15 protein-coding genes and 2 pseudogenes are annotated in these 15,135 nt (G+C 55.0%); 7 read left to right on the forward strand and 10 right to left on the reverse strand.

The window, feature by feature from the left end; translation table 11 throughout:
* Positions 1-132 (forward strand): annotated as a pseudogene (locus AC2FFP_RS22900) (bifunctional methylenetetrahydrofolate dehydrogenase/methenyltetrahydrofolate cyclohydrolase); the annotation flags it as partial.
* Between the two features lie 80 nt (positions 133-212).
* Here the strand turns inward: AC2FFP_RS22900 and AC2FFP_RS22905 are convergent.
* A complete protein-coding gene (locus AC2FFP_RS22905; protein WP_496881559.1) occupies positions 213-1,058 on the reverse strand; it encodes a DMT family transporter in 846 nt (281 codons plus the stop codon).
* A gap of 129 nt (positions 1,059-1,187) precedes the next feature.
* Between AC2FFP_RS22905 and AC2FFP_RS22910 the strand changes: the two genes are divergently transcribed.
* A complete protein-coding gene (locus tag AC2FFP_RS22910) occupies positions 1,188-1,607 on the forward strand; it encodes a group II truncated hemoglobin (RefSeq protein ID WP_496770822.1) in 420 nt (139 codons plus the stop codon).
* Positions 1,608-2,005: 398 nt separating this feature from the next.
* Here the strand turns inward: AC2FFP_RS22910 and glnT are convergent, their stop codons facing one another.
* The 6 genes from glnT to AC2FFP_RS22940 form a co-directional block, all read right to left on the reverse strand.
* The gene (gene glnT, locus AC2FFP_RS22915; RefSeq protein WP_496770820.1) at positions 2,006-3,334 is read right to left on the reverse strand and encodes a type III glutamate--ammonia ligase; all 1,329 of its coding nucleotides are present in this window, start codon (positions 3,332-3,334) and stop codon (positions 2,006-2,008) included.
* Positions 3,335-3,414: 80 nt separating this feature from the next.
* Entirely contained in the window at positions 3,415-4,743 is a 1,329-nt protein-coding gene (locus AC2FFP_RS22920) for an FMN-binding glutamate synthase family protein (RefSeq protein WP_496741962.1), read from the reverse strand.
* A gap of 20 nt (positions 4,744-4,763) precedes the next feature.
* Entirely contained in the window at positions 4,764-5,447 is a 684-nt protein-coding gene (locus AC2FFP_RS22925) for a GltB/FmdC/FwdC-like GXGXG domain-containing protein (protein WP_108861026.1), read from the reverse strand.
* Position 5,448: 1 nt separating this feature from the next.
* Positions 5,449-6,378: a class II glutamine amidotransferase gene (locus AC2FFP_RS22930; RefSeq protein ID WP_496881560.1), complete on the reverse strand. Its 930-nt coding sequence runs from the start codon at positions 6,376-6,378 to the stop codon at positions 5,449-5,451.
* A gap of 147 nt (positions 6,379-6,525) precedes the next feature.
* A complete protein-coding gene (locus tag AC2FFP_RS22935; protein WP_108861028.1) occupies positions 6,526-6,741 on the reverse strand; it encodes a hypothetical protein in 216 nt (71 codons plus the stop codon).
* A gap of 11 nt (positions 6,742-6,752) precedes the next feature.
* Positions 6,753-8,129 (reverse strand): ammonium transporter, encoded by a 1,377-nt coding sequence (locus tag AC2FFP_RS22940; RefSeq protein WP_496781204.1) that lies wholly within the window; start codon positions 8,127-8,129, stop codon positions 6,753-6,755.
* Positions 8,130-8,468: 339 nt separating this feature from the next.
* On the opposite strand from AC2FFP_RS22940, the gene AC2FFP_RS22945 reads away from it, so the two are divergent.
* The 5 genes from AC2FFP_RS22945 to AC2FFP_RS22965 are packed head-to-tail and all read left to right on the forward strand — an operon-like array spanning position 8,469 to position 12,828.
* Positions 8,469-9,614: an aminomethyl transferase family protein gene (locus AC2FFP_RS22945; RefSeq protein ID WP_496741948.1), complete on the forward strand. Its 1,146-nt coding sequence runs from the start codon at positions 8,469-8,471 to the stop codon at positions 9,612-9,614.
* A gap of 55 nt (positions 9,615-9,669) precedes the next feature.
* The gene (locus AC2FFP_RS22950) at positions 9,670-10,266 is read left to right on the forward strand and encodes a dimethylamine monooxygenase subunit DmmA family protein (RefSeq protein ID WP_496770816.1); all 597 of its coding nucleotides are present in this window, start codon (positions 9,670-9,672) and stop codon (positions 10,264-10,266) included.
* On the forward strand, positions 10,263-11,225 hold the full coding sequence (locus AC2FFP_RS22955; RefSeq protein ID WP_496770814.1) for a PDR/VanB family oxidoreductase: 963 nt from the start codon (positions 10,263-10,265) through the stop codon (positions 11,223-11,225). The genes AC2FFP_RS22950 and AC2FFP_RS22955 overlap by 4 nt, the downstream gene beginning before the upstream one ends.
* A 13-nt stretch (positions 11,226-11,238) precedes the next feature.
* Positions 11,239-12,306, forward strand: a complete 1,068-nt coding sequence (locus AC2FFP_RS22960) for a heme-dependent oxidative N-demethylase family protein (protein ID WP_496770812.1) — start codon at positions 11,239-11,241, stop codon at positions 12,304-12,306.
* A gap of 24 nt (positions 12,307-12,330) precedes the next feature.
* Entirely contained in the window at positions 12,331-12,828 is a 498-nt protein-coding gene (locus AC2FFP_RS22965; protein ID WP_496770810.1) for a GNAT family N-acetyltransferase, read from the forward strand.
* Here the strand turns inward: AC2FFP_RS22965 and AC2FFP_RS22970 are convergent.
* The 3 genes and pseudogenes from AC2FFP_RS22970 to AC2FFP_RS22980 all read right to left on the reverse strand — a co-directional run bounded on the left by AC2FFP_RS22970 (position 12,806) and on the right by AC2FFP_RS22980 (position 14,951).
* Complete coding sequence (locus AC2FFP_RS22970) at positions 12,806-13,435, reverse strand: helix-turn-helix domain-containing protein (protein WP_058272918.1); 630 nt, start codon at positions 13,433-13,435, stop codon at positions 12,806-12,808. The genes AC2FFP_RS22965 and AC2FFP_RS22970 overlap by 23 nt on opposite strands.
* 522 nt (positions 13,436-13,957) lie before the next feature.
* A pseudogene (locus tag AC2FFP_RS22975) lies at positions 13,958-14,149 on the reverse strand (IS5/IS1182 family transposase); the annotation flags it as partial.
* Positions 14,150-14,549: 400 nt separating this feature from the next.
* The gene (locus AC2FFP_RS22980) at positions 14,550-14,951 is read right to left on the reverse strand and encodes a hypothetical protein (protein ID WP_496845380.1); all 402 of its coding nucleotides are present in this window, start codon (positions 14,949-14,951) and stop codon (positions 14,550-14,552) included.
* Positions 14,952-15,135 lie beyond the last annotated feature (184 nt).

Genomic DNA, 15,135 nt, shown 5'->3' on the forward strand with positions numbered 1-15,135 from the left:
GCACGCGCCGGCGCCATCACCCCGGTCCCCGGAGGTGTCGGCCCCATGACCATCGCCTGCCTGCTGGCCAACACACTTACCGCCGCCTGCCGCGCAAACAAACTCCCAGAACCAGAAGGCCTCACAGCCTGACCTGTTTCGTTAGGGCGCAAAAAATGCGCCCTAACGAAACTGATATTACCTTGTTTTAAAGAGCTTTCGGAATGGTCGCCTCAGAGAGCCAGATAACCTATTCCCGCAAACGCAACCAAACATCCAAGCCATTGGCGTGGCAGCATCTTTTCACGCAAGACAGCCCAGGCCAACACAACCGTCAGCAACCCAAAGACGGACGCCGTCACCGAGGCAAATTGCGCATTCGGCAACCCGCCCGCCGCGATCACGCAAAGGATGGCAACAGCATCCAGAACACCCATGACATAGAGAAGAGGCAGAGCCCGACGCTCAGGCCAGATTGATCTCCGGGATGCCAGGGCGATCATGCCTAGGGCAAAAACTGCCGTCAGTCGAATAACCAGAGAGATTGAGTATTCGTCATTATGTTCGGTTGCATATTGTCCTAGCGCAAAGGTGGCGGCGAACCCGATTGCTGCAAGTATCGATAACACCACCGTCGGGCCAGCCGCTGGGTATTCGGTCGCGTCGCGTTCAGATTGGGCAGCCACAACAGAAACGCCAACACCAATCGCGATGATGGCAAGCCAGTGCAGCGGGCTGACCGTTGCGCCGCGCCAGATGGCCAGTGAGACGGACAACACCGGATAGCTTGCAACAATCGGAGCAACCAGCCGGACCGGGCCTCGTTGAAAAGCGGCGTACATGCAGACGCCCGCCAGCAGATAACACCCCCCTGCAGCAACAGCGCTGATCAATGCCGTGCCAGGAATAGGGTCGACTTCACCCATCATCGCAACCAAACCAAGTTGCAGCACTGCGCCTGAAACCAGCACAGCCATGAGCGAAGCAATCACGCTGACAGACTGGCTGACATAGCGCACTGCCAGATCGTGTACCCCCCAGCAAAGTGCCGCCAAAAGGCCAAGCACCAGAGCGTTCAATCCGTCATCTCCCTCACTGATTTCACCTGGTTCCGCTTCTGAGCATGAGTATGTCAGAATGTCACTGTTGATAAACTTATTTTCCTGTTATGCAATATTGCAGGTGCCAGAGATACAGAAAGGCAGCACATGGAATCTGCGATAGAGCAACTTGGTGGTGAGACCCAACTGCGCGCTCTGGTCGAGCGTTTCTATGACCGGATGGAAACCGATCCGGCAGTGCATTCGTTGCACAGGCTGCATTTTCGAGGACATGGGCTGAACCACACCAGACTGGCTCAATTTGAATTTCTCAGCGGGTTTCTGGGCGGCCGCGCCTACTATCGTGAACGTTTCGGCCATATGGACCTGCGCGAAATCCATGCGCATATCCCCATCCGGAAGGCCGACGCAGAGCTTTGGCTGGACACTTTCGATGCCGCATTGGCGGATTGCGAATTGACCGGTCCGGTTGTGGAAAAGATGCGCGCGACGCTTCGCCGGGCTGCGCTTATGCTGGTTAATGACGTTCCAGATTGGCGGTTGGAAGCAGATGCCGGGTATACGTAAAGTCGCTTTGCGGCAATCACGGTAGTGTTCCGCGGTTCTGATCAAAGCCGATACCCATGACAAATGCCAAAATACGGTCGATTGAAATCATGCACCCACGTTCTGATGGTTTGCTTTTCGAACGTTAGCCAAGGAATGGCATTGACCTCCCAAACATCCATCGGGCCGCCCATTCCTAACAAAAGGTCAAAATCGTTCAGTTGCGGAACAGATTGCTCTTTGCAGAAATGTACGATCTGCGTGTCGTCTTGATGCTTGGTGATGTGGTCTCAAAACAAGCCGGGGCTCTGGCCTTGCGTATGCTGAAAAACGCGAACGTTCCTGGCGATACTCTTGGGGCCCGAAAATTTGAGCCGCAGCTTGTGCCGCGGCCCAGAAATGCAACCTTGCAACCCGACTTAGATGTCCAATGTGTTGTCTTTTTCCCAGCGCGAGAAATGGGAGACAAATGAGTTCCACTCCTGATGTTTCATCTTCAGGAACGCGGATGAGAACTCGGCACCCATCATTGCCTTCAGTTCTTTGTCCTTGTCGTATTCACGCAACGCATCAAGCATGTTCAAAGGCAGTTTCGGAGCACCACGAACCTTATGACCTTCGGCATACATATCGATATCCCAGCGTTTGCCTGGATCTGCCTTGGACCGGATGCCGGATAGCCCAGCCGCGATGATGACTGCCTGTAGCAGATACGGGTTGGTTGCCCCGTCTGGCAGGCGCAGCTCAAACCTGCCGGGGCCGGGAACGCGAACCATGTGCGTCCGGTTGTTGCCTGTCCAGGTCACTGTATTGGGTGCCCAAGTTGCACCCGACATTGTCCGCGGCGCGTTGATGCGCTTGTAGCTGTTCACCGTGGGATTGGTGATCGCGGCAAGCGCCGAGGCATGTTTCATAATGCCGCCGAGGAAGTGTTTTCCGCGTTCTCCCAGACCGACCTCTCCGGTTGGGCCTTCGCCTTCGCCTGCAAACACGTTAGTTTTTGCATCCGCGCCTGGGGCATCCCAGACCGAGATATGAGCATGACAGCCATTTCCGGTCAGACCTTCGACCGGTTTCGGCATGAACGTCGCCCGAAGCCCGTGCTTTTCAGCAACCGACTTGGTCATGAATTTGAAGAACGAGTGCTTGTCAGCGGTGCGCAGCGCATCATCAAATTCCCAGTTCATTTCGAACTGGCCATTGGCGTCCTCGTGGTCATTCTGGTAGGGACCCCAACCCAGTTCCAGCATGTAATCACAGATCTCTCGCACCACATCATAGCGGCGCATTACGGCCTGTTGGTCATAACAGGGCTTTTCTGCTGTATCGAATGGGTCGCTGATCTGCTCTCCATCTGGGGTCAGCAGAAAGAACTCGGCTTCGATACCGGTTTTGACATGCATGCCTTCGGCGGCGGCCTCGTCAATAAGGCGGCGCAGGACGTTGCGGGGGGCTTGCGCAACATCGCTTCCTTCCATCACGCAGTTACCAGCAACCCAAGCCACTTCGGGCTTCCACGGTAGCTGAATGACCGAGGACGGATCAGGCACCGCAAGCATGTCGGGATGCGCTGGCGTCATGTCCAGCCACGTGGCGAACCCGGCGAATCCCGCTCCGTCCTCCTGCATATCGGCAATCGCCTGCGCGGGCACCAGTTTGGCCCGCTGTCCACCGAACAGATCGGTGAACGAGATCATGAAATACTTGACGCCTTTTTCTTTTGCGAAAGCTGCGAGATCTGTCGTCACGATTGCTTTCCTTTCCCTGTTGTTTTTTGGTTTGTCAAAGCAAAAACGCGGCCCCCATCAGGGAGCCGCGCAGCATCTATTCAGAACCCTTCCTTGCCGGGGTACCAACTGGTTCCCGCCAGCGGCACCCGCGCCATGGCGGCGGCCTCCATTGTCAGGGCACACAAATCTTCGGGCTCGAGGTTGTGCAGATGGTTGTGACCACAGGCACGCGCGATAGTCTGCGCCTCAAGTGTCATTACTTTCAAGTAGTTCCGCAGCCTGCGGCCTGCATCAACCGGGTTCAAGCGTGCTGCCAAATCTGGGTCTTGCGTGGTGATACCCGCCGGGTCCTGGCCTTCATGCCAATCATCATATGCGCCGGTGGTGGTGCCTAGCTTCTGATACTCGGCCTCCCACTTGGGATCGTTGTCGCCCAGAGCCACCAATGCGGCGGTGCCTATGGCGACCGCATCTGCACCCAGCGCCAGCGCTTTGGCAACATCGGCACCGGTGCGGATACCGCCCGAGATGACCAGTTGTACCTCTCGGTGCACGCCCAGATCCTGCAGTGCCTGAACGGCGGGGCGGATACAGGACAGCGTCGGCAGACCGACATGTTCGATGAAAACGTCCTGCGTGGCAGCGGTGCCGCCCTGCATCCCATCCATGACGACAACGTCGGCGCCAGCTTTCACGGCCAAAGCAGTGTCGTAGTAGGGGCGTGTTGCGCCAACTTTGACATAGATCGGCACTTGCCAGTCAGTGATCTCGCGCAGTTCGAGGATCTTGATCTCAAGATCGTCCGGGCCAGTCCAGTCGGGATGGCGACAGGCCGAGCGCTGGTCGATACCCTTGGGCAGGGTGCGCATCTCGGCCACGCGGTCGCTGATCTTCTGACCCAGCAGCATACCGCCGCCACCGGGTTTAGCGCCTTGGCCAACCACAATCTCAATTGCATCAGCCTTGCGCAGATCGTTCGGGTTCATGCCATAACGCGAAGGCAAATACTGATAGACCAGCTTGGTTGAATGGCCGCGTTCCTCTGGTGTCATGCCACCGTCACCGGTGGTGGTTGACGTGCCCGCTGCGGATGCGCCGCGGCCCAGAGCCTCTTTCGCCGGGCCAGACAAGGCACCAAAACTCATGCCTGCAATGGTGATAGGGATATCAAGCTCGATCGGTTTTTTGGCAAAGCGCGTGCCCAACGTTACTGAGGTATCGCAACGTTCGCGATAGCCTTCCAACGGATAACGCGATACCGACGCACCCAGAAACAGCAGATCGTCGAAATGAGGTACTTTCCGTTTGGCTCCCCCACCTCGAATGTCATAGATGCCGGTCGCAGCGGCGCGACGGATCTCAGCATTGATCGGGTTGGAAAATGTCGCCGACTGGATCGGCAGGGTGCGGGGGATCTGATCGTCCATATCTTTCATACCCTTCTTCCTCAGTAAGCGGCGGCGTTATCAACGTCGAAATTATAAAGCTGACGGGCCGAACCATAGCGTTTGAACTCTTCTGGCTTGGCGTCGCTGCCCGCGCGGGCCAGAAGATCCCTCAGGATATCCAGATGCTCGGGACGCATGTCCTTCTCGATGCAATCGGCGCCGAGGCTCTTGACCGAACCACGCACGAACAGCCGGGCTTCGTAGAGTGAATCCCCCAGCGCATCCCCAGCGTCCCCGCAGACAACCAGATTGCCGTCCTGTGCCATGAAGGCGGACATGTGGCCGATGTTGCCATGCACGACGATATCGATCCCTTTCATTGAGATGCCGCAGCGCGAGCTGGCATTACCTTTGATCACCAGCAATCCGCCATGGCCGGTCGCTCCGGCGTATTGGCTGGCGTCACCATCGACGATGACCTGACCGGACATCATGTTTTCGGCAACGCCCGGACCAACAGAGCCTTCTACCTTTATGGTCGCCTGTTGGTTCATCCCGGCACAATAATACCCGGTCGAGCCTTTGACCGTCACCTCAATCGGCGCGTCCAGACCGACGGCGATTGCGTGGCTGCCTTTAGGGTTCACAATTTCCCATCGGGTTTGATTGGTCTCGGCGTTTTGTGCCTGCAGGGATGAGTTCAATCCGCGCAGCCCGTCTGCCTCTAGATCATAGGTCTGCATATCAGGCGGCCTTTTCGTGGGTTGTGGGGCTGTCGTTGTGCGACCAGAAATATACGGTGGAGGGTTCAGGTTCCCAAATCCGGGCGTCTTCAATGCCCGGCAGGTTTACCAAAGCACGGTATTCGCTGCCAAAGGCCACATATTGGTCTGTTTCGGCCATCACCGCAGGTTTGCAGGCAATTGGGTCACGTACGACACCAAACCCGTCTTTGGTGCCAACAACAAAGGTGAAGAAACCGTCCAGATCATCAATGCTGGTCTCCAGAGCCTCACCCAGTGTCGCGCCGTTCATCATTTTCCATGTCAGATATGCGGCACCCACTTCGGTGTCGTTCTCGGTCTGGATAACCACACCTTCACGGCGCAGTTTGCGGCGCAACGAGTTGTGGTTGGACAGCGATCCATTGTGGACCAGACACTGGTCGGGGCCGGTGTTGAACGGATGTGCGCCCATTGTCGTCACGGCGGATTCGGTCGCCATACGCGTATGCCCAATGCCATGGGTGCCGCTCATACCGTTGAGGTTAAATCGGTCTGCAACATCTTTGGGCAGGCCAACTTCCTTGTAGATTTCGAGGCTTTCGCCGCGGCTCATGATCCGAACCGACGGGCGGATTTCGGCCAGCGCAGCGCGTGCGGCTTCGAACTGACCGGCGGGAATTTCAAGAACGGTATGTGTGTCGTTGTTTGTCTGACCAACCGTTGCGCCCAGCTTTTCACCCAGCTCATCAGCCAGGCCGACAAAGTCAGCATCGGGGTTGGGCGACTGGACAGTAATCTTGGTTTTGCCTGCCGACTCTGCGCCATAGATCGCGATACCGGCACTATCGGGGCCGCGGTCTGTCATCGTAATCAGCATGTCCGTCAGCATGTTACCCAGTTGGGGCGCAAGAGACTGGTCTTTGAGGAATAATCCAACAATTCCGCACATGGCTGGCAGATCTCCTTGTGTGTTTGACTATGATTCGACGGTATCAACAAAACTGGGGGACATCAATAATAGTAGGAAAGTTTTTTTCCTAAGAGGCAATGGGCGTGATCTCTGATTTCACGCCCATTGCCAGCTCTTAAAGCTGGATCAGTATCGTTCCAGCTGTGCCTTCACCTTCTCTTCGTCGCCGGTGTGGCGGGCCTTCTCAAGGTGTTCACCTTCCCGGACGAACTGGATGCGATGCCAGCCAATCCAGAAGACCACACCAATGATGACCATCAGAACTTCGTAACCTTGGAAGGGGTAGATCGGACCGACCTCGGCAAGATCGACAGCCCAGCTTGTGTATCCATTCGTAGACATGTCTTTCTCCTTTACTTCGCTGCCGCGCCAGCACGGGCAGCCAATTCCTGTTTGTCAGCTTCAATGATCGCTGCCTTGGCATCTTCGTAGGCGTGGTGCTCGGCGTAATCGAGGCCCTGCAGCTCAACCTCTTCCGGAATGCGCAGCACGCCCATTGAAGATTGAATCTTGGCCAGAGCCCATCCAGGCAGGAAGCCCAGAACAAAGAACATGATGACCGCGCCGGTGATCTGTCCGATCGGGTTGATTGTTGCGTATCCTTCGTATGGCGAAGATGGCACACCCCAGAGGACAAAGCCTGAAATCACCAGGCCAACAACCCCGGCATAACCGTGCACAGCAACGGCGCCCACCGCATCATCCAGCTTGAACCGGCGTTCAACCCAGTAGTGCAGCTTGTACACGATCACGACACCGATGGCGGCAATGATCATCGCTTGGATTGGGTGATACAGGTCGTTACCGGCCGAGGCGGTGATGATTCCGGCAAGCCCACCCGAGAAAGTCCAGAACGCATCACCCTTCGAGATCACGTAAGCAGCCATCAGACCGCCGGATAGCGACATGAGGAAGTTGAAGGTGATCGCCGACAGGGTCGTCGGAGCCAGATAGATATTGGTTGCTGTCCAGGTGACGCCGGTGATCTGCCCATCGATCCCTTCAGGTGAAATCACTGGCACGTTGCACGCGGCATAGAAGCCCCAGAAACCAGTGTAGATCAGGAAGATACCGATCGTCAGTAGCCACGGATTGTGCGGAGGAATGTCCCGTGGTGTACCGTCCTTGGCGAACTTGCCTAGGCGCGGGCCCAAAACCATGATCACACCCAATGCGTAACCGCCTGCAATTGCGTGAATTACACCGGAAGCATATGCATCATGGTAGCCGAGAATGCGAACCATCCAGCCGCCGTAGTGCCAGCCCCACGCAGCGTCGATGATCCACCAGACCGATCCGATCATGACCGCATGAACCCAGAGCGCCGAAGACCTGATCCGTTCGATCACGGAACCCGAAACGATCGAGGCTGCCGTCCAAGAGAACAGCAGGAATGCCGCCCAGAAAACGCCAGTGATTCTGTCACTAACATTGGTCGCCATCGTATCGGCCCAAGGCAGATTCGCTGCGCCCGCTTCAGTGTCCAGACCGCCCCAGAACGGAAAGTTTGGAAAAGCCCAGTAGATCCACCATCCAAAGAAGAAGAACGTGACCGTCACCAGAGGGATGATCATGATGTTTTTCATCAATGTGTGCATATGGTTACGGGCACGACTTGCGCCGACTTCGTACATGCAAAAGCCCACATGGATGAGGAACATGAAAACGACAGTTACCCAGTAGTAGAACTCGGTAAAGATCGTCGTGAGAGCATTTAGATTGCCATCCACTTCGTAGTCTCCCTGTTGTTGCAGCAGGAGGTCTCTCTGCGGAGTTTTCCTGCTGGGAAATTTTATCTACTCAGGGGACAATCTCGTGGGGCACCTGTCAATAGATATGTGGGGCAAACATCTTTAACGGTGGTGTCGCATTCTTAATTTGAAGGGTCCAAAACTGGCTTTTCTTTATGAAAATAAGGGGTTTCCTTCAACTCTAAGCCCCCGTCTAAGGGTTCAGAATTTGAAGGCAAATATTCCCATCAGGAAAATATTCTGCACAGAGGTGTTGATTTTCAATCTGACATCAGCCTCAATATGGCAACAAAAAGCAATCAACGGGAGAGCTGAACCATGGCCATTCTTTGGAGGACGTCCGCCCTTGCGCAGCGCCATGCCGAGATCGGCGGCGAACTTGAGGACTGGAACGGCATGGGAACCGCATGGTTCTACGACCACAGCCCAGAGCGCGCCAAAGCTGACTATGAAGCAATTCGAACCAAAGCTGGCCTCATGGATGTTTCCGGCCTGAAAAAGGTTCACGTGGTCGGTGAAGATGCCGCTTATGTCATTGATCGGGTCACCACGCGGAACGTGGAAAAGATCATGCCGGGTCGTTCGACCTATGCCTCGATCCTGAATGCTGAAGGCAAATTCGTTGACGATTGCATCATCTATCGCTTGTCGGTGAACACATGGCTTGTGGTGCACGGAACCGGTACGGGCATGGAGCAGCTGACGTCTGTGGCGGCGGGCAAAAACTGCGCGGTCATTTTTGACGACGACATGCACGACATGTCGCTGCAGGGACCGGTGGCCGTTGATTTCCTGGCCAAGCACATTCCCGGAATTCGTGATCTGGCTTATTTTGGGATCATGCAAACCAAACTCTATGGCTGCCCGGTGATGATTTCGCGGACCGGCTACACCGGTGAGCGCGGGTACGAAATTTTCTGTCAGGCCAAGCACGCAGTACACCTGTGGGACAACATTCTGGCCGAGGGCAAAGACATGGGCATCGTGCCGGTCCAGTTCTCGACGCTTGATCTGCTGCGCACCGAAAGCTATCTGCTGTTTTACCCCGGAGATAACTCGGAAACCTACCCGTTCGACGACGAAACATGCGGTGATACGCTTTGGGAACTGGGTTTGGAATTCACTGTGTCACCCGGGAAAACCGGCTTTATCGGGGCCGAGAACCACTATGCTTCGCAAGGCAAAGAACGGTTCAAGATCTACGGCGTCAAACTTGACGGCACGACCCCGGCGGACGAGGGCGCGGATCTGCTGCAAAATGGTGAAAAGGTCGGCGTTGTCACCTTCGGCATGTATTCCGAAATCAATGGGCACAATGTTGGTATCGCCCGTATGCCGGTTGCGTGTGCCTCACCGGGCACCCAACTGACGGTCCGCAACGGCGATGGGACAGAAATAGCAGCGACTGCGGAAGAGATGCCGTTCTACGATCAGGACAAATCGATCAGAACCGCAAAGGGCTGAGTTTAAGGGGGCGCAACGGACACACCGTGGCGCCCTTTTCCTATTTGAGGGCACAATGTCAAAGTTCGAATTTCCCAAGTCAATCGCAAGCCGCCCGGTCTGGGGCACGCTAGAGGTCCGCCCGGGCGAACACCATCTCATGATCGCTGAGGCCGAAGGGGCCGAAGCCGTTCTTGACATCGCGACACCCGACCTGATGGCCAAAACCCATCTGATCTACATTCCCAAGGGAACGGATTACGTTGAGCGACTGCAGGCAGCGAAGCCTGCGCAATTCTACGAAGGTCCATCCTATGAGGCCTCGCTGCAGCGCATTCGCCGCGTTTTGGAAGATGCTCATATGGGATTGCAGGTTTATTTGACCGGCTCTGAGGGTATGATGGGTCAGGCCATGAACGAAGTGATGGCCGTTGGCCTGCCGCACACGGCAATCCAGACCGAACATCGCGGATCAGTCGCGCGCCGGATGCAATGTGTGCACTGCAAGGGCATCACCGAGGATGTCGAGGTTGATCCGTTTGTCTGCGCGCATTGCGGGCTGAACCTGTTTGTGCGCGACCATTATTCCCGCCGCCTTGCCGCCTATCAGGGCGTCCGTGTCGATGCCGAAGACCATGGCAACGTGCCCGAGCCGAAAGGGATTTACGAATGAGCGGTGCCGAGAAAATCCAAGTCAAAGTGACCGAGATCACCCCGCTGAACGAGTTGGTGACGCGGTTCCGGTTCGAACGCATCGACGGAGGCCAGTTGCCAACCTTTTCGGGTGGCGCGCATACGGTTGTTGAAATGCGGGATGGAGGCATCACGCGGCTTAATCCCTATTCGCTGATGTCGGATCCGTTTGATCAGTCATCCTATACGATCTCGGTTCGGCGCGATGACGAGGGCAGGGGTGGTTCACTGTTCATGCACCGCCAGGTCAAGCTGGGTGATGAGATGATCATCAGCTATCCGGTCAACTTGTTTTCACTGGACCTGCGCGCCCGCAAACACCTGTTTCTGGCCGGTGGAATCGGGATCACCCCGTTTCTGGCGCAGATTAAACAACTTGAACTGCTGCATGGGCATTGGGAGCTGCATTATGCCTGCCGCAATCACGCGCTGGCATCTTATGCGGACCAGCTGACCGACCGGCATCCCAATGAGACGCATCTGTATTACGACGATCAGAACCAGCAGATTGATCTGGAGAACCTCCTGAGCGGGCAACCTCTGGGCACGCATGTCTATGTCTGCGGCCCCAAGGGTATGATCGACTGGGTGCGCAACACAGCCGCCGCCGAAGGCTGGCCGGAAGATTGCGTGCATTACGAAGAGTTCTTGGCACCTCAGCCTGGCAAGCCGTTCGAGGTGCGGCTGGCGGCCTCAGACAAAGTCGTTCATGTCGGCGAGAACGAAAGCCTGCTCGAAGCCATCGAACGAGAAGGCGTCGATGCGCCTTATCTGTGCCGTGGTGGTGCCTGCGGTCAGTGTGAAACCGTGGTTCTGGATCACGACGGCAACTTTGTTCATCGTGATCACTGGCTGACCGATGAAGAAAAGGCAGCAGGCAAGAAAATCATGCCCTGCGTATCGCGTTTCGAGGGCAAGTCCCTCGTGCTGGACCGCTGAGAGGAGGCCCATCATGACCATTCAATTCAACGACGAGTCCTTCCGAGACGACTATACGTTCCACAACTCGGAATGGGCGATCAAACGCTTTCCGTTCCCATTCCACGAAGACAGCTACATGTATTCGGTCAACATGGAACAGCATCGCGGTGGTCCCGAGGGCTCGGTCTATGAAATGCGGTTCGATGTGGACGAGCACTACGTCGCAGAGATGAAAGATCGCGCAATGGTTCTGGATCAGGACCCGCTGCGTTGTCAGTCGTTGCCGCATATGACATTGGCCGGTTGGGACTTGCTGGAACTGATCATGGTTAGCAAGTCCGAGGATTACCCGGACTTGTTTGAGCTGCACCGCAACGGCAATCAGTGGCGCTGGATCAACAAGCCATTGGGCATCGATCACAGCTTTACCTTCATGGATGAAACCACGCTGCCCTATGGGCCGATGGAATACATCACCCGTCAGGCACAGGGCGATTTTGCCGTACTTGATCAGCGCGACGAGATGCTGTGGATGGACGCCGGAATGGTGACGACCCAAGCCGACTGGAGTCTGGATTTTGACATCGGCATGAACTTTTTCGAATGGCACGCGCCGGTTCCAAAAGCGCATGAGATGGGGATATTCAAGCGCGCATTGAAATTCCTGCTGAATATTCAGCAGGGCGCCCCCGCGCGGCGTCTCAACTGGACCATGACGGTGAATCCTTTGCTAGATACAAGCCCGGAAAACTATCACAAATGGGGCATCCAAAAGACCACGCTGACGCCCGAAAACATCGCCCACAAGCAACATCTGCGGGTCGAGTTGCAGACGTTCTTCCGTCTGCCGCGCTCCAATGCGCTGGTGTTCCCGATCCGCTGCTATCTGTGCAGTTTTCAGGATCTGATGACTGTTCCCAAATGGGGCCGCCGTCTGCACCGGGTTATTCGGGACCTGCCCGAAGAACTGGCGACTTACAAAGGGTTCATCGACAACCGCCCGATGATGCTGGACTATCTCAGTCAGTTTGACGACGGGTTACCCACATCGCCAGGGATTTGGCCGGATTTGGAAACGGAACCGCCTTTGTCCAAGTGAGCATTGTGAAGTGCCGTTGCTCAAATGACTGATCCGGACTTCACGCCTTGGCTAATTCCGAGCGATGACTTTGCATTATATGACGCGCTTGCGCTGCTTCGTGCGTCATTTCAATTCATGGATGCGCGGATCGACCCTCCGTCTTCTATCCATAAGCTGACGGTGGAAGGGATGCAGGAGCATTGTAAGGATGGTGGTGAAATTTGGGCCATCGGCCGACCGCTGTTCGCATGTATGTTTCTGACGCCCAAACCCGACAGCCTGTACTTGGGGAAGCTTGCAGTTCAGGAAGGACTGCGGGGGCAAGGTATCTGCCGCACGTTGGTGGATCATGCTGCAAGCCGTGCAACAGAGCTTGGTTTGCCTGCGCTGGAACTGGAAACGCGCGTAGAACTTACTGAAAACCATCGTGTTTTTTCAAGGCTTGGGTTCACGATCGTGAATACGGGCAGCCATGAAGGCTATGACAGACCCACGGATTTCCGATTGCGCAAGACGATCAGTTTGTCTGCGGATAGCTGATCACCGATATGTAGCGGGCCGGCAGATTAACCAACCGTTCCGGGCCATGGGGTGAATCCGCATCAAAGAACAGGGTGTCACCCGGTTTCAGTGGGTAAATCTGGTCCCCATGGCGGTAATCCACTTCACCTTCCAGCATGTAAATCGTCTCAATGCCACCATGTTGGAATGTTGGAAACACATCGGATTTAGCAGTCAGGGTGATCAGATAGGGTTCTACAATTACGCCTGATCCGTTGGCGCCAATATGCCCCAACAGGTTATATTGGTGGTTGGCGCGTGTCCCTTCACGCTCCAGCTCGACACCTTCACCTGCTTTTGTATGAACCGCCTCCCGGCGTTCTTCGAACTGTCTGAAAAAACTTGTCAAAGGAACCGACAGTGCATCCGCCAATGACTGCAAGGTCGTCAAGGAGGGTGACGTATTTCCATTTTCGATTTTTGACAGCATGCCGATCGACAAACCGGTTAGCTGGGCAAGCTCCGCGACGGTTATTTCCTGCTGCTTGCGAAAGGCGCGAACCTCGCGGCCGATGGCAACTTCAAGAACTTTTTCTCTGTTACCCGAACGAACGGAATGTGGGTCCTGAGTCAGATTTGCCGCCATTTCTTTGTCGCGTTTTTTCAATTTTACTCTTTCAATGTCTTGCTACACTTGTCCAAACTGGTTCTGCAAGCAGGAGCAGCGGAAAACCCATTCCATTCGAAGTATCATAGCACCTAATTTTTCCTGATAGTAAAATAATCATGCTGGCAGAAAAAAGACCAGAGATCAGAATTCCACGGTTTGATGGCTTTTCGATGGGGAGCCTGACATCGTTGATCGAATCTCTGAGTATCGCAACGATCGCGCCCGGCATTGAGCATTTCTACTGATCGCTTGTGACCGAAAGAGGCAAAAAAGTCACCTGCAGCGCCAATGCCGGGTTGGAGGTTGGAACATATGTGTTGGATCGCCGATCGACGGACATTCTTTTCCAGCATAGCAGTCCGACCTCGGGTTTAAGCGATTGTAGTCAGGAAAACAGAATGCCACTTACCCTTTTAGGGCACGGAATTATTTTGGGCGCTTTTTCATTAGGGCGATCTGATCTTTTTACCAATATTTCCCTTGGTTCAAGGCACATAGCTAGGAAGTGACGAGTGCAGCCAAAACGATTGCCGAGAGAAAGACTTTTGGGCATCTGTCGTAGCGTGTCGCCACTCGTCGCCATGCCTTGAGCCTACCGAGCATGATCTTAATGTGATTGCGCGGTTTGTAGCGGCGCTTATCACTTCGCGCGGGCCGCTTGTGTTGTTTCCAGCCCGGGATACATGCGCACAGCCCGTTTGATATCTTTGACGATCTTCTCGCCAGGGCTCTTCCTTGTCTTTCTTATCATCCACTCCTCAGTGGTTGCGATGAGCCAAGGACTTTTTCTTATCAAATACGGCTATATGGAACCAAAAGCGCTGACGCCAGAAACGGCCCGACATACCACAACAACCTCATCGAGGTGCCAGACGTCGCCTGTACGACCCTGTCGGCCTCGCAACAACATCTCCTCAAATTTGCGCAAGCTCAGATTGAAGCAAGTTTACAACCACACCGCGCGCGCAATGATCTGGCCAGGAAACCGGTGACGTTTGAAGCTGATGGATATTGAATCCCCCGACGCCAACTACGTCCAAATCCAGGTTTGAGCAACCACTCCAGAGATACCGTGGCAAAACCATCTGCTTTACTCAGCATAGTTGGGCATGGCTCGACGGCGCACGAAAGTTCGCAACTCTTTCATTGATGCGATTGCCCCAATCAGAAAGGCGACGGATAAAACCGCGCCCCAGTAGGTCTGTGAAGTTATACTCACCTGCAACGTTTCATTTGTTCGAACGCCACTGACTGCCAAAAACAAAAGCGTAAAAATCGAAGGTAAAGTGGTCGGTGAAAGTGAAAAATTGGTGCGCCGGCGTAATAGGACCAGAGAGACAATTGCGCTGACAAGCTCTGCAGCAATACCTATCCAGATAACCGACAAAATATTGCCGTGATGGTACGCCGCATGCCACACGAAAGGTAAAGCGCTCACACGGACGATATTAGGGATCATGGCGTTTTCAGTTCTAGCTTTTGCGACTGCCATAGTGGTGCTGCCACTGCGCGACACTCGAATTCCCTGCATGATGGCAAGCCATGCGAGAATGGGAATGACCGCTGCATACTTGTCCCCAAGCGCGAGACTTACAAACGCTGTCCGTCGTCAGGGATTTTGGGACAGATGGCGCTCTGATCTAAGAGAGGATGTGGCTCATCTGGTTGGTTTGATT

The organism is Ruegeria sp. YTSC004 (assembly GCF_059609805.1).